Origin of the sequence: Shewanella decolorationis (genome assembly GCF_004354305.1) — a bacterium.
Classification (GTDB): Bacteria; Pseudomonadota; Gammaproteobacteria; order Enterobacterales; family Shewanellaceae; genus Shewanella; species Shewanella decolorationis.
On the sequence record NZ_CP037898.1, the window covers coordinates 494,366 to 518,927 of the forward strand.

The following is a 24,562-nucleotide window of genomic DNA, read 5'->3' on the forward strand; positions in this document are numbered from 1 at the left end:
GCCCCTACATTTTTCAACGGCAGTATTTTGAGCTGTAAATAAAAGTATCCTTAACTGCATTTGTATCAATTAAGTGCCTAAAAAATGTGATTTGTATCAGAATTTGCTTTATTGCTGAAATGTTTGTTAAATGTTTGGTTTTGAGGGGTTTTTTGTTTGTTTTTCGGTGGAAATTGCCATTGTTGTCATTGTATAACTGCGCAGATTGAACTGAATTTTTTGTCTGCTAATGAGGGATACGATGCTTAATAACAAACTAAAAGGATTCGCGGTTTTGACTTTCGCCTGTTTGGGCGTGACCGCTTGTGGTGGCTCTGATAACAACAAGGATGAAGACACCTCGAAGACCGATACCTATGTACAATTTTACAATGCTTCTGTAGGGAGTACGGCTACTGCACTGAAGATTGGCGATAAAACCTATGAGAGTGTGAGTTACGCCGATGCGATGCCAAGGTTCACTTCAACAACTGGTGTCAGTGCCGTCGAGGTGATGGGGAAAGATGCGTCGAATAAGGATATTTCGATCTACAAAGAGAATATCGATTTAAAAACCGCGACCGACCATTTCTTTGTCTTGTATGGTGATTTTGCCTCACCCTCGCTGCTGAATATCAATTACTCCCGCACTGAGTTAGATAAGCAAAACGCCGAAGCGGACAAGAGTAAAATGCAGTTATTGATTGCTCACACTGCAACCAATGCGCCAGCGTACGATGCGTATATTGCCAAGGCGGATAAAGGCTTTGCCGATGCTGTGATGCTAGGCAGTGTTTCCTATGGTGAAGTCTCAACGCCGCAGATTTTGGATACTGGGGATTACAAGGTTTACCTCGCCCCTGCGGGAACGACTAATGTGAGCTACACCACGGCAAGCATTAACTTTAAGACCAAAGTACCCTATAAGTTGATTTTACGGGAAAGCTTTGGCGCATCAGCGGCTAAAATCAGTTTAGACAGCGTCGATTCGACCACCAATGTGCGAAACCATGTCGCCCTAGAAAGCAGCGTTGATTTTAGAGTATTCAATGGTTTAGCAACGCACAATGTCGATGTTAAAGTCGTGAGCAACAAGCAAGAAGCTCTATTTAGCAATGTGGCTCCCTTTGACGTGACTGCTTATCAAGGCGCGGAGTTTAATGATTTTGGCGTGAGCGTATTTGACCATACGAGCCAAGCCAAATTGCTCGACAATGTGTTGATCACCCTTAATCAGGACGATATCAAAACCATCTTTATCTACGAGCAAACTACTGATCAAGGTAGCCAAGTTAAGGCGATGGAGATGAAACAAACTCAAACACCAAGCCCATACAGCTTTAAGTTTGATATCGTGAGTTTTGCCGACAAAAGTAACCTGACGTTGTACTTCTTAAAGGCGAACGACACTATTGAAACTGCAAGCTATAAGATCAGTGCGGTTAATCCAACGGCGCCGCAGTCGTTAGTGGTGCCCAAAGGTGAGTATTCCATCAAGGTGATCGCGGTAGAAAATGGCACTAAAACCGTGGTTTATGCTTCAGAGATGATGGATTTTAATAACGAAGATAATGTCACTATGGTGCTGAATAAGGACGCTTCAACCAGCTTTGGCTATAACCTCGTTAAGCTCTAATCGCTTAGACTGGGCAATAAGCAGTCAATAGCTTGGGCAATAAAAAAGCACTACCTTGGTAGTGCTTTTTCGTATTATGCGGCGTTATTCCGACAGTTTTAGCTCTTGGCCAGGCTTAATAATGCTCTTGGCATTGAGTTGATTCCACTTCATTAAATCCGCGAGTTTCACTTTGTTTTTACGCGCGATTTTATCTAACGAGTCACCGGACTTCACCTTGTAAGTGCTGGCTTTCGCCGCTGGCTTATCTGCGGTTTTACTGCTGGCTTTAGTCTTTGCCGATTGAGACGTTGTTTGAGCTTTGCTCTGTTTTGGCGTTTCGGTCGAGGCGTTATCTTCGCTGTTCATTGGCGTTAACAGGGTTAACTCTTGGCCGATTTTAATTCTATCGGAGCTGAGGTTGTTTACCTGCTTTAACTCTTTGACTGAAATGTCAAATTTCGCGGCAATTGTGCCTAGGCTATCGCCGGATTTCACAATATAGCTCTGGCTGTCGTAACGTTTTTGCGCGTACAGCTTATGCTGATTCTCTTGATACTGACCAATGTTTTCAATCGGCAGGGCGATTTGGTATTTGCCTTTACTGGGGATCACGCTTTGGCGATAACCTGGGTTATAGGTTTTAAACTCCGCTTTAGTAAGCCCTGCTGCATTGGCGATTTGGCTTATTTCAACGCCATTGGGTGCGGGTAAACGCTCTAGAAATGGGCGATTGGCAATCGGCATTACTTTGAGATTGTAATGGCTTGGGGCGCGGATAATTTGGATAAATGCCAGCCACTTAGGCACGGTTTGTACTTGGCGAGCTGGAATATTCAGCGACCAGAAATCCGTGGGTTTGCCCTTAGCTTTGTTTCTATCGATAGCGGCTTTGATCACTAACTCGCCACTGTTATAGCCTGCAACCGCGTTGATCCAGTCGTTACCTAAGGTGTCGTGCAAGTGTTGTAGGTAGTCGAGTACGGCATCGGTCGAGGCCAGTGCATCTTTACGGCCATCGTAGGCTGAGTTGATGGTCAGGCCAAAATTACGTCCCGTCGCAGGGATCATTTGCCAGAGTCCGGCGGGGCCATTTGCCTGGGCAAGCGGGTTATAACCACTCTCTACAATTGGCAGGAGTGCCAGTTCAAGCGGCATATTGCGAGCCTCAAGTTGGCTGACAATATAGTATAAAAAAGGCTCGGCGCGCAGGGTCACCTGAGTCATAAACTTTTGCTTATCATCGAAAAAGTTACGTTGTTTGCGTACTTCGGCATCGTCATGTACATCAATAGTGCGCGCGTGTTGGATTTTCTCCCACACATCGGTGTAGCGCTCGTCGATAATGTCCGTTTCAACATGCTGAGGTTGTGCTGTATCTTCACTATTGCCTTCGGCTTCAGGCAAGGCTGCAGCGTATTCCGTTGGTGAAGTTTGCGCCGAAGTGGTTGCGCAGCCGCTTAGCTGAGCTGTCAAGATGGCGACCACGAGCGCAGCTAATGCACTGGGTTGGCGAAAGGTTTTCCGCATGATTATCCTGTAATCTTTGATGACTTGATGTTCCATGATTTGGCACATGCTAATCTGTTTTCGTATTTCTGAATAGCTTTGCTGGAAATTTGACCGCCTAGGTCACATTTAGATTTACGCCTAAATAGGCTAACATAGCGGCGATTTTTCATCGTAGTGGGTTACAGAGTGCAGACGTTAGCGCAGTTAAAAGCGGGACAATTAAAAGGGATTACTCGTTTACAATTGGTTGAAAACTTAACCGAGTTTCCGCGGGAGATCTTCGATTTAGCCGATACGCTCGAGATCCTCGACTTATCCAATAACCAGCTCAGTTCACTGCCCGACGATTTACCTCGCTTAGCCCATTTGAAGATTTTGTTTGCTTCGAATAACCGCTTTGAAGTGCTGCCAGAGGTGTTAGGCCAGTGTCCGAAACTGGAGATGATAGGCTTTAAGGCGAATCAAATTCATTCGGTACCTGAGGCGTCATTGCCCTTGCACACTCGCTGGTTGATCTTAACGGATAACCAAATCACCGCCTTGCCGGAGTGTATGGGGCAGTTGCAGCGTTTGCAAAAATTAGCCTTAGCGGGCAATCGGTTAACCTCGCTGCCAGCGTCAATGGCCCAATGCCATAACTTAGAGTTAGTGCGTTTATCGGCAAATGCCTTAGCCGCGCTGCCGAGTTGGTTGTTTAAGCTACCCAAACTTACTTGGCTGGCGTTTGCGGGCAATCCCTTTAGTCATACGCTGGTCGATCCCCATGCCGATGTGGCCAGTGTGCCCAATGTGACGCTAGCGGACATCGAACTCGGAGACAAATTAGGTGAGGGTGCCTCCGGTATTATTTACCAAGGGCGTTGGTTAAATTCCGCAATGGTGGCTGCCACGGGGAGCGAACATATTGCAGTGAAGCTATTTAAAGGGGAGGTGACCAGTGACGGTTACCCTGCCGATGAATTGGATTGTTGTTTAACCACGGGCGAGCATCCCAATCTTATCAAGGTATTAGCTCATATCAGCCAACAGGATCAGCTAGGGCTAGTGATGTCGCTAATTCCCCAAGGATTTTATAACTTAGGTTTACCGCCTTCCCTTGAAACCTGTACCCGCGACACCTTTAAGGCGGGGACCAAGTTCAGCCTGAAAGATATTACTAAAATAGCTTTGCAATTGGCTGACACCCTAGCGCATATGCACGCCCAACATATCAGTCATGGGGATGTTTATGCGCACAATATGATGATTAATCAGCAAATGTCACTATTATTCGGTGACTTTGGCGCCGCTTCAAACTTAGCAAAATTATCTACATCGGAGCGTAATGCCATGCAGGCCATAGAGGTGCGGGCCCTAGGCTGTTTGATTGATGACTTATTGCCCTTTGCTGGTGCCAATGATGATGAAGCGCTGCGCGCTCAACTGCGACAGTTAAAAGCACTCTGCATGCAGCCGGAATTATCCTGCCGTCCACGGTTTAGTGATATCGCGAAAACATTAACTGCGCTGTGTTAAGTTAGCGCATATGGTATGAATAAACTCGAGGGGTGGTTCCATTGGTGAAAACCGATGTAGAGATATTTAATCAAGAGCGACTCAATCTCATCAGCAATGGAGAGCTGGCATTATGAGTTCGATTTCAAAACTGGTTTGGCTTAGCCTCTGCGTAAGCTCGTTTTTCTCTGCACCCGTTTGGGCTGGATTTTGGGATAACCTTTGGCAGCCTGAACAACCTGTTGACCAAACCACACCACCTAAAAATGCGCAGCGTTTCGAGATTAGTGGGACTTTACCCGCTTATACCCAACTAGAACTTGTGGGTTACTACACTTCCTCTGTATGTACCCGTAAAGAAATACGTTTCCCGAATGGCGATATTGCCAATCCCTATCGCGCCACGCTGAATAAAAGTTCGGTATTACGCCAATCACTTGAAAGTGGCGCTGTCGTTAAACCATTCTCCCTTGTGTTAGCCCTGCAAGGGGGCGGAGATTGCGATTGGCAATTGGAGGATTTAGTCCTCGACCTTACCTTGGTGCCTAGTCATCCAATATGGCAAAAGGTTAAGTCATTAAAAGATGAATATTTACAGACGTCACCGCCATTAACACCCAGTAAACCGGCGGCCAAAGCCTCGCCCCACGATGGATTTTATTTGAGCCAAGAACTGACCATCGAGCCTGTGCTTGCTGGCAGCGAAGAAGATACTAATCTGGTTTCGGCGTTACCGCTTAGCCTTAATCCCGTTTATTACCCTGTGGTCATCTACAGCCCCAAAACAGATAGCGCCTTTGAGGTGCAACTTAAGAGTAATTTACAGTCGACCAGCAGTTTATGGTCGAGCACGGCAACGCAAATGGTGCGTTTCGATAAAGATGCTGTATTGAGGGTGGAGTTTAATCCCGAAATTTTGCCCGACTATCAAGTGAATGTGTGGCGTCAGCCTGACCATATCTCGGTGCATTACCCCGACGGCACTGAATATCGTTATCCACGCGGGGATGCGCGACTCTATGCCTATGGTAAACCTGAATCTAGGCTCAATACCTTAAGTGCGAGCACCAAGGCCGAAGATAAGCGATTGTTAGCACAAATCTATTGGGCAGGTTATGCACTGGCGAAGGATGAAGAAAAAGCGCGTAAATTCTACCGAGAGGCGGCCGAGGGCGATGACTTGATTGCAATTCAGTGGATGCAATCACAGGCAGCCTATGCGGGCGAGGTGGAGCAGAGCCGCTATTGGCTACAACGCGCTGCAAGGCTTGGAAATATGGAAGCTAAACTGGAGCTTATTCGTCAACCACTTGAGGTTATCCTGCGTGGTAAATTGAATACAGCCGAAGCAAAAAGCGCGGAAGTTAAGGCGTGGGAACAATTAAATGTATTAGTTAATCAAGGTGTCCCCGAGGCCATGGGGATGATGGCTCTCTATCAAGTATTGCCTTGGTCGCCCTACTATAATGCAACGGCGGCATTAGCCAATTATCGTTTGAGTGTGCAGGCTGATCCCGCTTTGGCCCTTAGCGCTGCCAGTGATTACTATTATTTGCTCGAGGATTTTGAACAAAGCCAAGAGTTTTGGGAGATTGCCGCCAAGCGGGATTTGTATGCTGCCGCAGAATATGCCGATATCTTATTGAAACCGGCGCAGCGCAACCCCCTAAGAGCTCGTTATTGGCTTGATAAGGTTGCCTCTCAAGGTGAAAAACAAGGTATTCAACAGGATGTGCTGGGTCTGGCTTATTTTCAATTGGCCAGTTTACTCGATGCTGGAGAGGGCGGCGAGGCCGACCCGAAGCGTGCACAAATCCTGTACCAGCAAAGTCTCGTATTGGCTGAACGTTTTTCAAATGATTATGCCGCTCAAGCGAAGGAAAGACTCAAATCCCTTGAAGAGCGCCGCCTGTAGCTAAGTTAACAGGGATAACTCGATAACAGGCTTATTCAAGCCATAGGCAAGACAGGGAGATTAATCTATGGCTTTTCAATTTGAGACCTATCGTTTTAATACCGAAGATGCGATCCAAGTATGTGTTGGAGCCTTTGCGCTCGCGGTGCCCATTGGATTTTCTGAAGAGGCATGGCAACTCGGAGAAACCTTGCCACTGCTGAATTTACTGATGTTATTGGGTTTGTCGTTGCTGTTCCTTGGGGTGTTTACTTATCAGAGTGTGTTCCAACAGGATATTCGTCACCGCCTACCGGTGTTTATTTTTCGGATTATCGTTGCCTATTTGATAAGTGCTTGTGTCGTCAGTTTAGTGCTTCTGTGTATCGATAAATTGCCCTTAATTGACGACACTATGACTTCAATCAAACGGATTATCGTGATTAGTATGCCCGCTTCTATGGGGGCGATTGTGGTGGATAGCTTCGACAAGGAATAAATGTGGGTGGATATCATGACTTTTGTCACTGGTGCATTTAGGTTATGTTGCACATACTGGAACCCAATAGAACGATTGCAAAAGGACGCATTATGAACACAGCAACGCTTGCATTACTTATCCCTATTTTTGCCATTGTGGGCGGATATACAGTCGCGATTATGAAGATCCGCGAGCGCGGCAATTCCGTCAGTAATAAGCTTCAGGCCGAAAACCAACTGTTACGCATTGAGCTTGATAAACTACGCGAGCGGGTTGAAGTGTTAGAACAACTGGTGACCGACGAGAGTTTTCAATTAAAGCGCGAATTTAAGCGAGTCTAGTCCTAAATAATGGTCATGGTGCGGCTGAGTGCCATGATTCTAGCTTGTATCTAGTTGCTTAATACTGCGTTTAAGGCTTTCGACAGAGCGCCACTATGCCTTCAAGCCTTCGCCTTGTCTAAAGCCCGTTTAACTCCCGCTGAATGAACAGATATTTAATACGATTGGTATAAGTCATCGGGTGAGTGAAATGCCAAAACTGAGGTAGACTCGTGACAATTATGTTATTAGCCCAATATTGAGCCATTAAAGATCGAGTTAATATGTTTCTATCGCCGTATTTTTCAAAGCAAAATCAATCTATTTCTGTTTCTGCACAACAAGCCAGTGACTTCGCCAAGAAAATCGCCCAAGATTTCAATCCTATTCACGATGTCGGTGCAAAGCGTTTTTGTGTGCCCGGTGACTTGCTGTTTGCCCTCGTCTTAACCCAATACGGTTTAAGCCAGAATATGAAGTTTACCTTTGCTGGCATGGTTGGTGATGGCGTGGAGTTACAATTTCCGGAGCAAGTCAGCGACAGTTTTGCTATTTGTGATAACCGCGAAAAAACTTATTTACAGGTGAGCCGTCAAGGCGACATTAGCCGCTGCGACGCACAAACCGAATCCTTTATTCGCAACTATGTGGCATTTTCTGGGCATAATTTTATCGATATTTTGATGCCTTTGATGAAGCAGCATCAGGTGATGATTAACCCCGAGCGTCCCTTAGTGATCTACGAGAGCATGTCATTCGATTTAACCAGTCTCGACTTTGTGGAAGTGAAGTTATCGCTTGTACAACAGGAGCTTAAGATTGATGGCAAGCGCGGTGATGTGACGCTGCACTTTGAACTGCATAGCGGCGATACCTTAGTCGGTACCGGAATTAAAACCTTGGTCATGAGCGGCCTGCGCCCCTACGAAGAGGCGCAAATGCAGCAGATGTGTGCCGCTTACGAAGGGCGCAAAACCGAGTTTTAATTGAGTCTGAGGCCCGCTTTATCGCTCAGGTCTCTAGGGCGAGATAATTTGGGATAAAGAGTGGTTTGGGATAAGGCTTGAACTTGATCCCAAACCAAGGCGTTTTAATGCTAACTATGCTGCTCATCAATCGACAGTTGGGACACGGTATTTGCCACATTTTCTGCGCCAGTACGAATATCCCCCATCACAGCGGTCACTTCAACGAGTTGTTGTTTACCTTGCTCGGCAATTCGCTCTACCTCGTTCATCATGCTGGTGGCACTCGCAGTAAGTTGGCTGTTTTTGTCGACGACCGCTGCAATTTCACTGGTGGATTTACTGGTTCTTGCGGCAAGCTGACGTACCTCATCGGCCACCACGGCAAAACCTCGACCTTGTTCTCCTGCGCGGGCAGCTTCAATTGCAGCATTGAGCGCTAATAGATTGGTTTGGTCTGCAATAGCGCTAATCGTCGCTACAATTGCTTGAATACTTTGGGATTGCTCATTAAGTTGATTGATGGATTTTGTGGTCTTTACCGTTTGCTCGGCGATTGCATTTGAAGTATTTACGGTTGCATCGAGTAACTTCACGCCTTCAATAGCTTGCTCTACCGTGAGTTGCGAGGTTTCTAATGCAATATCCGCAGCTTCACGCACCGCTTTATTTTGTTCGATCCTTTTGGTGATATTACTTGCAAATTTAATGACTTTTATCACTTTGCCATTTTCATTCACCACAGGGTTATATACGGCCTCTAGCCATACAGAATCCCCATAGGCATTTTTACGCTCGAATAGGCCTTTTTGATATCTACCTTGTTTGAGTTCGTCCCAAAAGCGCGGATTTTGCTGATAAAAGGTATCGAAACAAAACATCCGATGGTGCTTGCCGACAATTTGTGATGCTTGATAACCCATGGTTTTTAAGAACTTTGGATTAGCCTGCAAAATAGTGCCATCGGGTTTAAATTCAATGACGGCTTGAGCGCGATCTAAGGCTGTAAAAATCGCTGCTTGATCATCGAGTTTGTGTTTATCTTGGGTAATGTCTGAGGCAATTTTCATAATTTTGATGACTTTGCCGTCCATCTTGATCGGAAAATAAGTTGCCCTTAACCAGACTTCTTCGCCATCTTTCCGGAACCGTTGAAAATTACCTTCTTTGGGTTGGCCTGATTTTAGGCTTGTCCAAAACTGTTGGTAGCTGGGTGAATTGGCTAATTCGGGGGAACAGAATAATCTATGGTGTTTGCCAACAATCTCTTGCAAAGAATAACCAATTTCTTTTAAAAATATTGGGTTAGCATCGATTATAAGCCCTTCTGGCGAGAATTCGATGGTGGCAATACAGTCTTTTATCGAGTCAATTGTGGCTTGCGCTTCCCTGCGTTTAGTTTCACTTAGCTCGAGGCTTTTACGTAATGAAGAATTAAACACTAAAGTACTCCTAATGAGTTTGGCAAACTCAGAAACGGCGATGTTTTTTAAGGCGCAAGAATATGTGTCACATTATAGTGTTAAATATAGCTGTGATTTAAGTTGCTGCTGGATTTGTGCATCATTTGTTGAGCAAGCTCAATACTAAAAAACCGTTCAGTAAGATCACTTATCCTGCAAAAAGTAAGCAAATGAAGTGGGATACTAAGGTAACCTCCTTGTTACCTTACTCCTTGGTCCCTGAGTTACGGGGTGTGAGTTAACCTATTTTTTCGATTTTGGCGGGCAGTCCTTGCCGCGCCGATGCGCCGCTGGCCCAGTCCACCAGCGGATAGCGCCCATGGCGGCTTGGGTCGAACAGATTTAAGTCGTTCATATTGACTCCGACGCGGATCAGCGGATTGGCGGCGATCTTTTTATCATCGATAACTATGTCCCGCGCGCCTAACTCCTTATGGCCATAGCCGTGCTCGATGGCAATACAGTCGGGATGTACGCCCGCCACACATTCAACTAAAGCCACCACACTGCCATTAGGCGTGCTGATCTTAACCGTGTCTCCGGTTTTAATGCCAAAACGTACGGCAGTTTGCTCATTGATGCGCACCGGATTATTGGGGTGCACTTGGCGTAAACGGTCCGAACCTATGCTCATCGAACTCATGGTATGCGACTTATAACTGCTGATCAGCAGCGGCCACTGTGACTTATCGAATGCTTGCTCCAAGGGCGTGCCATCGGCGAGCGCTGGGTGATAACGCAGTGGACAGCCACTCATATACTCACCGCTTAAGCTGTTGCGCCGACTGCCCACCTCAGGGTTCCACAGCATTAAGGGTTTTGGCCAAACCTTGCTGGGGTTACCCGCTTCGTCGCGACCAGCGCTGATATTCTCAAAGCGGCCGCCACGGGCAAATAAGTAACTGACTTTTTTGACTTCTTCGGGTTTGAGTCTGGCATTCAGTTCCGCTTGAATGCGCCCAACCCCACTGAAGTAGATATCCTCGGCATTGATATCGGCAACGGGTTTACCTAGGTAGGCCACGTTTGCCGCGCCATAGAGCGAAAAGTCAGCCGCGCGGCTAAGAGGATGCAGACTACCATCGGCGGCCTTGACCGCATTGTTACCAAAGCCGGGCAGATTGAGTTTTATCGCCACTTGGCTAAGGAAGGATTCCATACAAATCACATCGCCGTCGGCGGTTTTGGCTACCCTCGGCTCGACAATCGGCCAGCGCCCGGTAGCCTCTTTGGTGAGCGTGCCATGCCATGCGGCGCTCCAGCCCCAAGATTCATAGGTTAAGGTGTCGGGGACTATGTAGTCCGACAGAGCCGAGGTCTCATTGATAAAGCTGTCGATGCTGATAAATAGCGGTAATACTTTAGGATCTTTTAATTGTTCACCAATGGCTTCGCCGAGTCCCGCCTGACCATAAATCGGGTTACCCATATGGTTGATCCACGCCTTGAGTCGATAGGGATAACCATGCACCGCCGCAGTCAAGTGCTCTCCGAGTAGAGGCGATGAGATGGGGAACCAAGGCTCCTTTGACGGATAGGGCGACTCTCCCGCCTCGACTTTACGACGATACTCAGAGGTTTTTTCGTAGGGGAACTTAGAGCGGGAAAGGAATACGCCCTTAGGTTCGACCATGCCGTCAAACTCCTGCAAATTGTACCTTGGGCCAGATCCAAAGGCGGGGAAGGTGCCGCCTTTGGCTATCGCGCCACCCTTAAGATTTAGGTTACCTATCATGGCGTTAAGCATCATGATCGCCCATGCGCTGTAAAAACCATTAGCGCTCATGGTGCCGCCGTGGGAAATCACCGCCGCCTTAGTGCCATGGCTAGTAAACTTGTGGGCGAGGGCCGCGATTTGCGCCTCGCTGATATCACACTCCTTGGCGTAGTCGGCCATCTCGACGCTGCACGCGGCTTCACTGAGCAGTTGAAAACTGGATTTCACGCTCAGCTCGCCCTTTGGCGTATTCACGCTTTGCTCAACCTCAAGTTGTGCCTTGGCGCATTGTCCCGCTGGTAGGATCTGCCCAGTAGCGGCATCGACAACCAGTGGAGAATCCTGCTCGCCATAGGCTTTGCCTTCGAAGGGCAGGCCGAGATCGCTGGCATACAAATATTGGCCGTATCTGGGGTGATTTGGCGTGCTGATGATTAAGAAGCTGGCATTACTGAAGCCTCGGTAGCCTGCTGCTTTCGCCGCCTCGGCATTGGGCGCGGTTAAAAACGCACTGGCGTAGCGCTGGTTATCGATAATCCAGCGCAGCATGCCCATGGCTAGGGCTGAGTCGGTTGCGGGGCGAATGGGCAGCCAAGTATTGTTACCCGCGCAGGGCTGGCTCGAGGTGTTAGGCAGCATGGGCGACACCACCACATAGCTGAATTCTCGCCCATCGACCCGAGCGTTGGCCAATTGCCGCGCTTGGCGTTTAAAAGGGTTGCCCGACTGCTGCGGCGAGGTACCGATAAACAGCAAAAACTCGCTATTGTCCCAATCGGGTTTAAGGTGAGCGTACTTTTTTAAATCGTCGAGCAGGGCACCCGCACCTGCGCGATAGGTAAAGCCGCAATAGGCGCCGTGGTTGGCAAAATTTCGTGTGCCGAAGCTATTGAAGGTAAAGCGTTTAATAATGACATCTCGGCCTTCATCCGAGGCGTTTGACACTAAGAGCTGGTTGGCCTTGGGGCCATATTCAGGATTATTGGCATCGAGTGGCGTACTGATATCGCGAATTGCCCTTAAGCCTTCGACATGTCCCTCACCAAATAAGTCACCGCCATCGACGACCTCAGTCAGCAGTTGCTCGAAACTGATGCTTTGCCATTGCCCACTGCCGCGCGGCCCGACCCGTTTAAGGCATTGAGTGACGCGATAGGGGCTATCTAGTTGTTCCAACATGGCATTGCCACGGGCGCAGGCGGTAGAGCGCCCTTGTAAGCCTTGCTCCTGATAGGCACTTAAGCCGACTAAGGCGGTTTTGATCGGCGTATCGAAGTCAATATGTTCTCGCGCCGAGAGTGGATGATAGGGATTGCCGCTGATGCGGAGGATTTTATCTGTCTTATTATCGATACGGGCGCGCACGCCGCATTTGGTCCAGCAACCGAGACACATGGTATTGGCGATGCGCTGCTCATCGTTGCCAATCAGCTGGCCTGAGGTTAAATCTATTTTATATTCAGGGGCTAGCGAATTGCCATGGATAGGATCTTGGGTAGTCTTGCCCGAACTGCCATTTACCACACCTTTGCCCATTTGCGCTAAGGTATGGCTGTAACCTGCGGCAAATAATCCCACGCCACCCGTCACAGCAGCGCCTTTGATAAAACGACGTTTACTCTTATCCATTACGGACTCCTTAATGCGGTAACTTTTCTTAATGCAAATGCTCTTAATTAAAGCGATGAGGCTCACAAGGTCTGTTGGGCTGAGCGTGGTTGATGGCGAATAAATTCAGACACTAACACCATTAGCGCGAGCCACAGGCCGAAGGTGCCAGCGATGCCTAATAGGCCCTCTGGCCCCCATGGCAGTTGATAGAAGTAAGTGCCCGCACCGTATTTAGGGTCGGTTTGCGCTTGGATAAGTACAATCCAGCGAAATCCCCATGCCAGATGTACCGCCGTTAAACTGACGACTAACATCAATACCGAGGGGAGGCGGCGCACTGCTAATACCAATGCCAGCAAAGCGAGGGTGACTAAGACCCAAATGGCGGCCAGTTGCCAGCTTGGGCTGGTGTCTAATAACAACGCGGCTTCGTGCGCCGAGCCGTTATCGAATAAGGCCCAGCCGATAAGACACAGGGCGAAGAGGCCAAAGCTTGCCCTGACCCATTGCAGTAACCTGTCTTGGGTGCTGGCTTGATAACCGTGCAAAATGCGATTAAGCAGGGCGAGTGTGCCGCAGGCGGCAAGCAGGGCACTGGTTGCCATCAATGGCGGCAACCAATAGGTATGCCAGAGCGGTCGTGCTTTAATCGCCATGGTCTCCATTCCGGTATAAAGCGCAATACTGCAGGCGCTTAGGCTAGCAATCAGTGCGATTGGCTTGATCCATTTATCGCTATCCCAGTCTCCTAAGCGGATAAGTTGGGCAATACGCCTCACCCAATCTTGGGACGATTCCCCATGTGTCGAGGCTTTGGTTGGCAAGTATTGGCGCAGTAACAACCAAGCAAACACTAGACTCGTGCCCGAAAATAGCGGCAGTAAAAAAGCGCCGTACCACATCCACGAATGCGGCCTGATTTGGGCATAGAAATGCCATGCCCGTAGCGGTTGATGTAGGTCTGCAAGCAGCGCAATCGGCGCGACTATACCAGCGGTAAGCATCAAACAGGCGCAGAGCTTGAGCAGTCTGGCATCGGTTTGTTTCGCACTAAATAAATGAATGGTCGCCACCCAAACACTGGCGTAGGCCAAACCCATTAAAAAGAAGTATTGCACCGCCCATGGCAGCCAAGTGATGGCGATATCTGGAGTAAAGATTTCTTTAATGACCATGGTGGATCTCCTCGCCAGTGTCTGTCAGTAGGGTGCGAACGGGGGCTTGGCCGTTAATGCGATCTTCAAAGGCGCTGTTCATGCCGATGTAAAACACTCTAGGTGCGGTATTGGCATCGGGCTTGAGCACCTTTATATCCGCTTGATTTGCTTTGAGTAACTGGCTTATGTGGCTGTGAGGATCGTTTAGATCGCCAATCACCCTTGCTTCGCCGACACAGGTTTCGATACAGGCGGGTAAGAGTCCAGCTTCGAGCCTGTGGGCGCAAAAGGTGCATTTATCGGCGGTGTTGGTCTCATGGTTGATAAAGCGCGCATCGTAGGGGCAAGCCTGCACACAATAGCCACAACCGACGCACCATTCGTTGTTGACGACCACAATGCCATCTGGGCGTTGGAAGGTGGCACCCGTGGGGCAAATCGGGATGCAAGGCGGGTTTTCGCAGTGATTACATAGTCTTGGTAACATCAAAAATGCGGGCGGCGTAGCAGCATCCTGTTGCGACACTTCATATTGCTGCACTGTGGTACGAAATTGCCCCAAAGGCGGCAGGTTTTCGAAGGTGCACGCCACGGTACAGGCCTGACAGCCGACGCAGCGACGCAAATCAATCACCATGCCGTAGCGTTTACCCGTAGCTGCAGTTTGAGCCGGTTGGGCTTGCACTTGCACGACGGGAATGAGCGCGGCGCCGACACTCACACTGGCCATTTTGCCGAGAAACTGACGTTTACTCTTGTCCATAGGGATTTCCTTCACTCTTACAGAAAGCTCACTTCATGCCCGTAGATATCAGCGGCTGAGACTAAGGGCTGGGTTTAAGGGCATTCTGGTAAAGTGAAGGGGGGATAACTATAGTGGTTTTCCACATAGCGGCAGAGGGTTTGATCTAGCGCAACAAATATTCGCTACAATAGCGCATTCTGCTGTGATTGTTTTTTGTAAGTTATGGGGACGAAGTATTGTACAGGACGTTATTTTGCATACTCCAAACAGCGATGAGTGTTGGCTTTTGTGCTGCGCGATGGCCTAGTAATACGCTTATCATCTTTTTGATATTATTAGTGTGTAGCCCTACTGCCATGTCAAGCACGGGCGTGAATCCTGCCGCAGTTAACGTGCTTGGGGGGCAAGAGTCCACCACAGAATCATCAACATCCCTTACCTTATCCGCCCTCGATGCAAATAACGCTTTGGTTAGCGACAGTCTTGCGATTTTGTCTTCCGAGGCGGGTTATCAAGTGGTCGATGTAGGCGTATTGGCCATTCGGGGCTATAAGAGCACAGTCAATCGTTGGCAGCCTTTGATGGGCTGGCTTGAGTCGCAAATACCTAATAGTTACTTTAGATTGCATCCCTTAAGCATTGAAGAATTAGCCAAAGGCGTTGAAACCGAAGCGTTGGACTTTGTTATCACTAACCCTGGGCAGTCGGTGATGTTGGCGCGGCAATTTTCCCTGTCTTGGCTCGCCACCCTACGAAGCCCAATCAATAATGGCGCCGCGATGCAAGTGGGGTCTGCGCTGGTGGTCAGAGCCGATTCACCCTATCAGACCTTACAGGATCTTAAGGGCAAGCGCCTTGGAATTGTCTCCAAAAATGCCTTTGGTGGTTATCTTACTTTAGTTTATGAGGCACAGCTTAAGGGCATAGATTTACCTGATTTTGTGGGGGAGATTATTCCCTTAGGCTTTCCACTCGATAACCTTATTTATCAGCTCGGTGCGGCAGATAAGCTAAGCGATAAATCCCCAAGTTTAGATGCGGCAATTGTGCCCGTATGTCAGCTTGAGCAAATGCAGGCCGAAGGTTTGATCAAGCTGCAAGATTATCGGGTGCTCGATAATCAGGCGCCAGCGGGGTTTCATTGCCAAGTCTCGAGTCGGTTATACCCCAACTGGTCTATGGCTAAAACCAACCGTGCGACTCAATCGCTCGCAAAACAGGTGACTCAAGCCCTGTTTGCCCTACCCGAAGACAGTCCCGCTGCTAAAGCCGCCGAATCTGCGGGTTGGACCACGGCTGTGAGTCAATTGGCGATAGATCAACTGCTTAAAGATCTCGATATGCATCCCCTGCAAACGCCTTGGTGGCAGCGGGCGTGGCAATGGGTAAAACTGCATCAACATTGGGCATGGTTTGTGTTAACCATATTGGTATTGCTCAATGTGTACCATTTCTGGCTCGAATATCGTTTTAGTCGCCGCGGCCGTGAGTTGATAAACACCCAGAGACAACTCAGTGAAAACCGCGCCCTGTTGGAGCATGCCCAGCGGATTGCGATTGCGGGGGAGTTAGGGGCGAGCCTCTCCCATGAACTCAATCAACCTTTGGCGGCGATTGGCCATTATTGCCATGGCGCCGAGGTACGTTTACAACGAGGGACGAGTCCTGAAGAATTACAATCCGTGCTGACTTTAATCCAGCAAGAAGTCAGCCGCGCCGACAGTATTATCAGCCGTTTACGTAATTTATTGAAAAAGCGGCCTGTGTCTAAGCAGCTTCTGTATTTACATCAGTTAGTGAACGATACTGCGCCGCTGCTCGCCTATGAACTGGAGCAGCACCATATCCAGCTTTCGACCAATGTGAGCGGCGAAGCCTATCAATTGCCTTTAGATGAAGTGGGCATGCAGCAACTATTGCTCAACCTTTTGAAAAACGCCGCCGATGCCTGTGTGCAACGCCAGCAGAGCGAGGTCGATGCGTCGAAACCCTATCAGCCCACGATTGATATCGACCTGCGTTACCAAGAACACAAGCTACTGCTCACGGTCACAGACAATGGCACAGGTTTAACTGAGGATGCCAATCTGCTGATGCAGGCCTTTTATTCGACTAAGTCTGAGGGCTTAGGGCTAGGGCTGGTGATTTGCCGTGATATCGCCGAGAGTCATGGCGGCCGCTTTAGCCTAGAAACCGCTTTAAGTGGCGGCTGCCAAGCGCAGGTATCCTTACCCCGTAAGTTTGATGGAGCACCAGCATGAGCCACGCATTGCCCGTGTATTTAATCGATGATGATGAGTCGGTGCGCCGCTCGCTGCGGTTTATGCTCGAAAGCTATGGCCTGAATATCCGCGACTTTGATAGCGCCGAGGCGTTTTTTGCCGCCATCGACTTAAGCCAGCCTGGCTGCGCCTTAGTCGATGTGCGTATGCCGGGCTTAAGTGGGCCGCAATTACATGCGCAATTAGTGCAGCACAATAGTCCGTTGGCGGTGATTTATTTGACTGGCCATGGCGATGTGCCCATGGCGGTGGAGGCGCTAAAACTCGGGGCGGTGGATTTTTTCCAAAAGCCCGCCGATGGTGCCAAGTTGGCCGACGCAGTCGTTAAAGCGCTAGAGCATGCCAAGGCGCATTATCAAGATAATCAATATCTTCAGACTTATCAGACTCTCACACCGCGGGAGCGGGAAATCCTTACCCTTATCGCCAAAGGCTATAAGAATCAGGAGATTGCCGATACGCTGTGCATCGCTATGCGTACGGTCGAAATTCACCGTGCGAACTTAATGAAAGGCATGCAGGTCGGCTCGCTCGCCGAGATGATATTAATCTACGGCCGGATTGCCGATCGCCTTGCCCCCACATAAAACCGCCCTTGTTCGCGCGAATTGGCGTATCCTTGGCCGTTTGATGTGAGCTAACGCATTCAGCCCTAGGTGCTTAATTGCCAAGGCTCGACGATTGCCTTATTTTAGGGGCTAACTTTTAAGGCCAAGACTTTTAACGCTGATTTATGAAGTCTTAGGCCGCTTTTGGATGACCTTATCGTTCGCTTTGTGCATAAGGTGCTCCCGTTTGGATAAGGAATGAAATGCCAAGCTTGATTCGTATTGTGCTGATTGATACGCACCTTCCGGGCGTTGTGGAACTCGCCCTCAATGGCCATACCAATATTTGTGGTACTAACGCCTCGGGTAAAACCACTCTGCAACGTTTAGTGCCGGTATTTTATGGCGAATATCCTAGCCGCGTGGTGCCTTCAACCCGCGATAGTTTCGAGCGTTGGTACTTGCCACACGATTCAAGCTACATCATTTACGAATACCAAAAGGCCGATGGCTTGCTCTATCAAGCCGTGCTGGCATCGGCGGGTGATGGTAAAGGGGTGAACTACCGCTTTATCGCCAAAGGTTTTGAGTTAAGCGATTATATTAAATCGCAAAATGGTGACACTATTCTCTGCCACACCATGGCAGAACTCGGCCGGGATTTAAAACGCCAGGGCGTAGCCACCACCAACTTGCTCAACACCCGCGAATATCGCGCGATTATTCAAAACGATCGCACTTTGTTAAGCACGGGCAGCAACCGTAGCGAACTGCGAGCCTATGCGCGCCAATTTGCCCTGTGTGAAGGTGAGCATTCACTGCGCCATATCGAAAAACTCGCCAAGGCGGTGCACTCCAAAGAAGGCAAAATGGAAACGGTCAAATCGATGATCGCCGCCATTTTGGAAGAAGACGGGGTAAATCCACCTAGCTCACGCCTCAATCCGCAACGCGTCGAGGCGTGGATCCGCGAGAGCCAGTTAATCCAAGGCTTTGAAGTCATTCGTCCCGAGTTTGAAAAGCTCGAGCAGGAATTTAACCAACTGCTCAGCGCCGAGATGCGTCTCTCGAGCCTGTCCCGTGGCTATCGCAATGACGAAACCTTAGAGGCCGATCGGTTAGAGATCCAACAAACCTTGTCTAAGGAGCTGAATTTAAAGCTTCGAATGTTGGATGACGAATGGAAAGAAGTGCGTGATGAGTTAAACCTCGACCTATCCGCCGCCAAGGGCGATGTGGCTAAGTGCGAGTATGAGTTAGATGCCATTGAAGATCAGCACGGCGCCTTTTTAGATGCCAATATTGAGCAAGCTAAGGCTGACTTGGACATGCTGCCAAACTGGCGCGCGGACATGGAAAACTTAAGCGAGCGCCATAAGTTACAAACCGAAAAACACCAAGATATTGAAGCGGCTTACAATGCCCGCCGCAGCAAAATTGGCGAGCAGTTAAACCGCGAGCTCGAAGGCTTACACGCGGACCAAGACAAGCAACGCGAAGCGCGCGACAAACAGCGTGAAGTGGCAAGAGCCGATCTCGATGCCCTCGAAGCCCAATGGCGCAGCCAAATGGATGCGGGCAAGGCAAGCTTTAGCGAGCAGGAATATCAATTCAAACTCAATGCCGCCGAGCTTAAATTACGTGTCGATGGTGTGACCTACACCGAGGAAGAAAAGTTAAGCCTTGCGATTTTCGACGAGCGGATTCACCGCGCCGACGAAGAGCAAGAAAGCTGTAACGCTAAGGTGGAACGCTTAACTAGCGATGAGCGTAAGCTGCGCGCCAAACGCGACCAAGCTAACGAAGCGCTGCGTATCGCCAGCCTGCGGGTTAACGAGCGCCAAACCGCGCTCGATGAACTGCACCATATGCTGTTCCCGCAGTCCCATACCTTGCTCGAATTCCTGCGTAAGGAAGCCCAAGGTTGGGAGCAGAGTCTGGGTAAAGTGATTGCCCCCGAGTTGTTGCACCGCACCGATTTACACCCAACGGTCACGGGCGAGAGCGACACTGTGTTTGGGGTGCATTTAGATCTTAAAGCCATCGATGTGCCTGAATATGCCGCCTCCGAGCAGGAACTGCGTATTCGTTTAAGCAAGGCCGAAGAAGCGCTGCAAAGCGCGCAGGAATTACAGGCCGAGGCCGAATCTCAGCTGGTGGCGATTAACGGTGAGCTGGATAAACTCAGCCGTGAACTGACCTTTGCCCGCACGGCTTACAAGAATAGTCGCGATGATTTACGTCGTCTGTTCGATGAAAAACGCAGTGAGCAGGACAAGATCAATAAGGCGCTGGCCGAACGTAAAGCCTTTGCCCAGCAGCGCTTAACTCAACTCGATGGCGAGCTAAAGCTGCTTAAGCATCAGCATCAGCTCTGGCTCGAAGAGCAAAAGGAGCAGGCGCTCGAAGCGCGGATGGAAAAACAAGCCTACTGGCAGGAAGTCATTGGCGCGCTCGACAATCAACTCGGGCAAATCAAGGCCACTATCGACGCCCGCCGTGAGAGCGCTAAGGCCGAGCAAAAAGCCTGTGAAACCTGGTACAAAAACGAGCTTAAATCCCGTGGTGTGGATGAGGACAATATCCTTAAACTCAAGCAACAAATCCGTGAGCTTGAAACCAAAATCAGCCGCGCCGAGCAGCGTCGCAGCGAAGTATTGCGCTTCGACGATTGGTATCAACACACTTGGCTTATCCGTAAGCCCAAGCTGCAAACCCAGTTAAGCGACGTGAAACGCGCCGCCTCGGAAATCGATCAGCAGCTTAAAGCCAAGACTCAAGAAGTGAAGACCCGCCGCCAACAACTCGAGACCGAGCGTAAGGCCTCGGATGCGGCGCAGATTGAAGCCTCTGAAAACTTAACTAAACTGCGCGCCGTGATGCGTAAGTTGGCCGAGCTGAAATTGCCCGCCAACAATGAAGAAGCCCAGGGTAGCCTTGGTGAGCGTTTGCGTCAGGGCGAAGATTTACTGCTAAAACGCGATTATTTGATGGGCTCGGTTAAGCAATATGTGGAGCATTTCGACTCTGTGATTGCTAGCAAGTCAGGCTCAGGTTTAGCCGAGACTTGGGAGCGTGCCCGCGAAGAATCGAGCTTTATCAACGACAAAGGTATTCGCCTGCTGGATTACCGCAAGCTTGTGCCGCAGCTTGAGCAGCTACTCAATGTGATGGTGCCGCAATCGATTATGGCGCTGCGTGAGCAGGGGCGGATCTTCGGGGTCGATTTAACCGCCTTCTACGATGTACTTGCCGATATCGATCGTCGAATCGCCTCCCAGAGTGCGCGTATTACCCGCGAAGTGGGCGAAGAGTTATTCCTCGATGGTGTGTCCGAATCTGCGGTCCGTATTCGATCTAAGATCAGTGAATTAGAGTTTTGGCCTGAGCTTGAGCAATTCGTTAAAGCCTTCAAACAATGGAAGGCCGACGGCTTTAATGGTCTGCCCGATGAGGAATACACCAACAGTATGCGCCGCGCCTTAGACATTATTGGCCGCGCGGCCTTAACCGGCGGTATTGCTAAGTTGCTGGAAATCGAGTTGCGCCTCAAAGAGGGCAATAGCGACCTGATTATCCGCACCGACAGACAGCTGAACGAATCCTCGAGCCACGGTATGGCTTACCTGATTTTATGTAAGTTCCTGTTGGCATTCACGCGCTTGCTACGTGGCCGTGCCGATGTGACCATTCACTGGCCGATCGACGAGCTGGGTACGCTGCACCATACCAACGTGAAGAAGATTTTCGATGCCTGTGGTAACAACAATATCAGCGTGTTAGGCGCCTTCCCGAACCCAGAGTCAGAAGTGCTGAACCTGTTCGAGAACCGTTACATTATTAATAAACAAACCAAGAAGTTGCAGGTGGTGAAGCCCAAAGCCAATCCGATTGCCGATTTGTTGAGTAAACGCCTGAGCAAGGAGGCCATCTAATGAGTGCCATGAATGAGTCAAACCAAACCGTATTAGTCGGCACGGGCGCCATTATCGAACTCTTGCTAAAAGGTGAGTTTATTTGCCGCACCACCAATGAAGATGGCTGGCGCGCATTAAAAAATCACAGTACCCGCGAGCGGGTCGAGGCTTATCTTAATCAAATCAATCGCACCGTGGCTTCGGCCGCCGAGGGGGATGTGTTTTTCTGCGGTTATTTGCAGTTAGGCGAGAGCGAGCGCAAGGTGATTTCATCGCAGTTTAAGGATATTTGTCAGGCACTTATCCCCATGGTGGAGTGGCTGGTATTAGTGCAGGAAGCCAGCGGCCAAGATGCTCCCTTAAGCGAAGGCGCGCCAGTGCGATTAACAGAGCTGCAAAGCCGAATTGAAGATACGCCCGCGTTTCGTGAGCAGTTGGCCAAACTCAGCCAATACCGCTTATTCGGCTCAACCAGTACCAATAGTGATGCGCAAATTAAGTTAGTGTTCAAACGCTTAGTGGAGCTTGGTTATCTGGTGCGCCCTAACGTTGAAAAACAAATTTATATCGCCACCGGCAAGCTGGATTACCTGTACGAAGTGATCCGCTTTATCGACGAGACCGAAGGCCTAAGCCTTGAAGCGCAGGCGGAAACGGCGACGCAGCGGGATTTACTATGATGCCTTGGACAATAACGCATAGCATCAACCAAGGAGGCCGTGATGAGCAGTAACTTACATCAGGCTGGGGTGAAGCTGCTCAAACAGTTAGGTCGCCATGCTGACATCATTATGGATGCCTATCTGGCCGGTTCGCTCAAGGAAGAGAGCCATGATCCCGCCGTGGTTGAAAAACTCAAGCAGGCGGGGATTTTATGGCGCCCAGAGCCAGACCAAGAGCTGCGCCTTAAACGCTCGGTGCGTGCCTTGCTCGAAGAGGGCTTAAGTGATGAGCGCAATCGCCAAATCGACTCCAACGTCGGCTCGGCGCTCGCCACCATTAAGACCTTGGCCGACCACTATAAAGAGGCGCGCCACAGCTCAGACTACAGCGCCGCCGAGGCGTATCTGTCTGATTTAAGTGAGCATGTGTATAGCTTTGCCGACAGTTTGCGCTACTCCATCCGCGTGTTGTGGGGGCGGATCAACAACGAGTTCGGTTATGTCGGCACCATTAACGCTAAGATCCGTGAAAACGAACTCGCCCAGAGCCAAGTGTCTGAATTGCTCAATGGTTTGGAGATGTTCCAGTTTAGCGAATTAGGTGAAATCGCCGGTGATATCCGTGAGTTGCGTAAGTTGCTGGTCACGACCTTGCAGGAGACCATGAGCGACTGCGCCCAGGAACTCAGTGTGGTGCAGGGTAGGTTGCTGGAACTTCTCGGCCGCTTTAGGCAAATTCGTGGTCGTACTCGCTTGCTTAAGGGCTGGTTACTGTACACAGATTTGCATCCTGATTATCGCCCTGCAGACCATGTGTCGCACAAGGAAATCCCAAGCCTTTTCAATCGCGCCGAAGTGCTGTTGGCCCCAGCGTCTGTGGATGTGCATAACGCCAGCCAAGAGTTTGAGCTGATGAACATCGTCGCCCATATCAAGGCGATTAGCCGTCAGGGCGTGATAGAAACAGTGCGTGAGCAGGATGTGAGCGTGTCGCTTACTCAGAGTGAAGACTTTGATATTCCTGATAATCCACTCAAGCAAGCCGTAGATGCCTATTTTGTTGATGTGATTGAGTCTGGCTTACGTCAGTCGGCGCTCGACTACTTAGCCGAAAAAGCCCTGCCATGGGATGCTGAAAGCTGGATTTATCAAGTGATTGGCGGCTACGACGGCTTACCCGATGAGCATAAAGCCTATTTCGAGTTAGAACCCTTAGGCGAACCCCATCCGATCTACAGCGGTAACTTTATTATCCGTGATGTGGAATTATGGCTCGCCTAGGTCGGCAGCAGTTGCAACTCTTGGAGGGCGTTTATCTTAACCGCTCTCCAAGGGTGAAACTCACCCCGAATTGGCGAACGATTTACCGCGAGTTAGAAGTGGGCGAGCTGGATGGTGCAGAAAAATATTTGTGTTTTGCGCCGCGGGATTTTGAGTTGCTGCGCCAGGGCGTGTTGGCAAAAGAGGGTGTCGATTTACAGGCGCTGGATTTTAATCTAGACCGTATTGCCATGTCCGCCCAAAGCCAGAATGAAAAGCTGGCGAGTATTCGCCCCGAAGCCGAGTATGTTTTGTTGAAGTATCTCGGGTTTGAGTCATCTCCCGTGGGGATGTCTGCGCGTTCTTCGTTACGTATTCCCTTAGATGAAGCGCAACAGCTTTGCCATGTGTTTAATGTTAACGCCATCTTAGTGGTTGAAAACCTAGATATATTCGATGCCATCACTCAAGCGCGCCTACCTGCCGAACTTAGCCGCGTTATGGTGATTTACCGTGGTAGCGGCCACCATTCCCCCATTGGTGTGCGACAGTTTTTACAGGCGATGGTAGGTAAAATGCCGATTATTGCCTTTACCGATCTTGACCCCGCAGGGTTGCAAATTGCCCATACCTTAACGGGCATGACCCATTGTATCGTGCCGCAGTTAGCACTTTTCGCGCCCAACGAGTTACTCGCTATCCCACAAATTAATTCCGCGGATGACTTTGCCAAGCAAGCGCCTCAGGCTAAATATTTACAGTCAGCCGATTTAAAAAATTGGCGGCCATTAAGCCTTTGGTTAACTCAGCAACGTATTAGCATTAAACAGCAGCACCTGCTGGCGCATCGGCTCGAGCTAGTGCTACTGGCATATTGTTAGTCGTTATCCTTCACAATCTCTCTGTTAAGTTCGATATCTGTAGTTTTTAATACCATTTA

General features: G+C 49.5%; 17 protein-coding genes. 12 read left to right on the forward strand and 5 right to left on the reverse strand.

Features of this window, described 5'->3' with window-relative positions:
* Positions 1-241 precede the first annotated feature (241 nt).
* Positions 242-1,615, forward strand: a complete 1,374-nt coding sequence (locus EYR25_RS02165; protein ID WP_133178373.1) for a DUF4397 domain-containing protein — start codon at positions 242-244, stop codon at positions 1,613-1,615.
* 84 nt (positions 1,616-1,699) lie between these two features.
* Here EYR25_RS02165 and EYR25_RS02170 read toward each other — a convergent pair whose 3' ends face one another.
* Complete coding sequence (locus tag EYR25_RS02170; protein WP_133178375.1) at positions 1,700-3,124, reverse strand: LysM peptidoglycan-binding domain-containing protein; 1,425 nt, start codon at positions 3,122-3,124, stop codon at positions 1,700-1,702.
* A 168-nt stretch (positions 3,125-3,292) separates the two neighbouring features.
* Between EYR25_RS02170 and EYR25_RS02175 the strand changes: the two genes are divergently transcribed.
* From EYR25_RS02175 to EYR25_RS02195, 5 genes are all read left to right on the forward strand, one after another.
* Positions 3,293-4,621, forward strand: a complete 1,329-nt coding sequence (locus EYR25_RS02175; protein ID WP_133178377.1) for a leucine-rich repeat-containing protein kinase family protein — start codon at positions 3,293-3,295, stop codon at positions 4,619-4,621.
* A 112-nt stretch (positions 4,622-4,733) separates the two neighbouring features.
* Complete coding sequence (locus EYR25_RS02180; protein WP_133178378.1) at positions 4,734-6,515, forward strand: SEL1-like repeat protein; 1,782 nt, start codon at positions 4,734-4,736, stop codon at positions 6,513-6,515.
* 67 nt (positions 6,516-6,582) lie between these two features.
* Complete coding sequence (locus EYR25_RS02185; RefSeq protein WP_023268723.1) at positions 6,583-6,993, forward strand: DUF2391 family protein; 411 nt, start codon at positions 6,583-6,585, stop codon at positions 6,991-6,993.
* Positions 6,994-7,085: 92 nt separating this feature from the next.
* Positions 7,086-7,316 carry a hypothetical protein gene (locus EYR25_RS02190; RefSeq protein ID WP_039978763.1) on the forward strand — a complete coding sequence of 77 codons (231 nt, stop codon included), beginning with the start codon at positions 7,086-7,088 and terminating at the stop codon, positions 7,314-7,316.
* Positions 7,317-7,579: 263 nt separating this feature from the next.
* Positions 7,580-8,281: a DUF3581 domain-containing protein gene (locus EYR25_RS02195; RefSeq protein WP_023268721.1), complete on the forward strand. Its 702-nt coding sequence runs from the start codon at positions 7,580-7,582 to the stop codon at positions 8,279-8,281.
* A gap of 110 nt (positions 8,282-8,391) precedes the next feature.
* On the opposite strand, the gene EYR25_RS21470 is transcribed toward EYR25_RS02195, so the two are convergent.
* The 4 genes from EYR25_RS21470 to dsrO form a co-directional block, all read right to left on the reverse strand.
* Positions 8,392-9,702: a methyl-accepting chemotaxis protein gene (locus EYR25_RS21470; protein ID WP_133178380.1), complete on the reverse strand. Its 1,311-nt coding sequence runs from the start codon at positions 9,700-9,702 to the stop codon at positions 8,392-8,394.
* A gap of 259 nt (positions 9,703-9,961) precedes the next feature.
* Positions 9,962-13,069: a tetrathionate reductase subunit A gene (locus tag EYR25_RS02205; RefSeq protein WP_133178383.1), complete on the reverse strand. Its 3,108-nt coding sequence runs from the start codon at positions 13,067-13,069 to the stop codon at positions 9,962-9,964.
* A 62-nt stretch (positions 13,070-13,131) separates the two neighbouring features.
* Positions 13,132-14,226 carry an NrfD/PsrC family molybdoenzyme membrane anchor subunit gene (gene nrfD / locus EYR25_RS02210; protein ID WP_133178385.1) on the reverse strand — a complete coding sequence of 365 codons (1,095 nt, stop codon included), beginning with the start codon at positions 14,224-14,226 and terminating at the stop codon, positions 13,132-13,134.
* A complete protein-coding gene (gene dsrO / locus EYR25_RS02215; protein WP_133178387.1) occupies positions 14,216-14,971 on the reverse strand; it encodes a sulfate reduction electron transfer complex DsrMKJOP subunit DsrO in 756 nt (251 codons plus the stop codon). The genes nrfD and dsrO overlap by 11 nt, the downstream gene beginning before the upstream one ends.
* Before the next feature lie 254 nt (positions 14,972-15,225).
* On the opposite strand from dsrO, the gene EYR25_RS02220 reads away from it, so the two are divergent.
* From EYR25_RS02220 to EYR25_RS02245, 6 genes are all read left to right on the forward strand, one after another.
* A complete protein-coding gene (locus tag EYR25_RS02220; protein ID WP_133182711.1) occupies positions 15,226-17,214 on the forward strand; it encodes a sensor histidine kinase in 1,989 nt (662 codons plus the stop codon).
* Positions 17,211-17,822, forward strand: coding sequence for a response regulator transcription factor (locus tag EYR25_RS02225; RefSeq protein WP_023268714.1), 612 nt, complete (start codon positions 17,211-17,213; stop codon positions 17,820-17,822). Before EYR25_RS02220 ends, EYR25_RS02225 begins: the two co-directional genes overlap by 4 nt.
* Before the next feature lie 224 nt (positions 17,823-18,046).
* Entirely contained in the window at positions 18,047-21,718 is a 3,672-nt protein-coding gene (locus EYR25_RS02230; RefSeq protein ID WP_133178388.1) for an ATP-binding protein, read from the forward strand.
* Between the two features lie 8 nt (positions 21,719-21,726).
* On the forward strand, positions 21,727-22,380 hold the full coding sequence (locus EYR25_RS02235; RefSeq protein WP_039978974.1) for a condensin complex protein MksE: 654 nt from the start codon (positions 21,727-21,729) through the stop codon (positions 22,378-22,380).
* Positions 22,381-22,422: 42 nt separating this feature from the next.
* Entirely contained in the window at positions 22,423-23,643 is a 1,221-nt protein-coding gene (locus tag EYR25_RS02240; protein ID WP_023268711.1) for a hypothetical protein, read from the forward strand.
* Positions 23,631-24,503, forward strand: a complete 873-nt coding sequence (locus EYR25_RS02245) for a DUF7281 domain-containing protein (RefSeq protein WP_133178390.1) — start codon at positions 23,631-23,633, stop codon at positions 24,501-24,503. Before EYR25_RS02240 ends, EYR25_RS02245 begins: the two co-directional genes overlap by 13 nt.
* Positions 24,504-24,562: the final 59 nt, after the last annotated feature.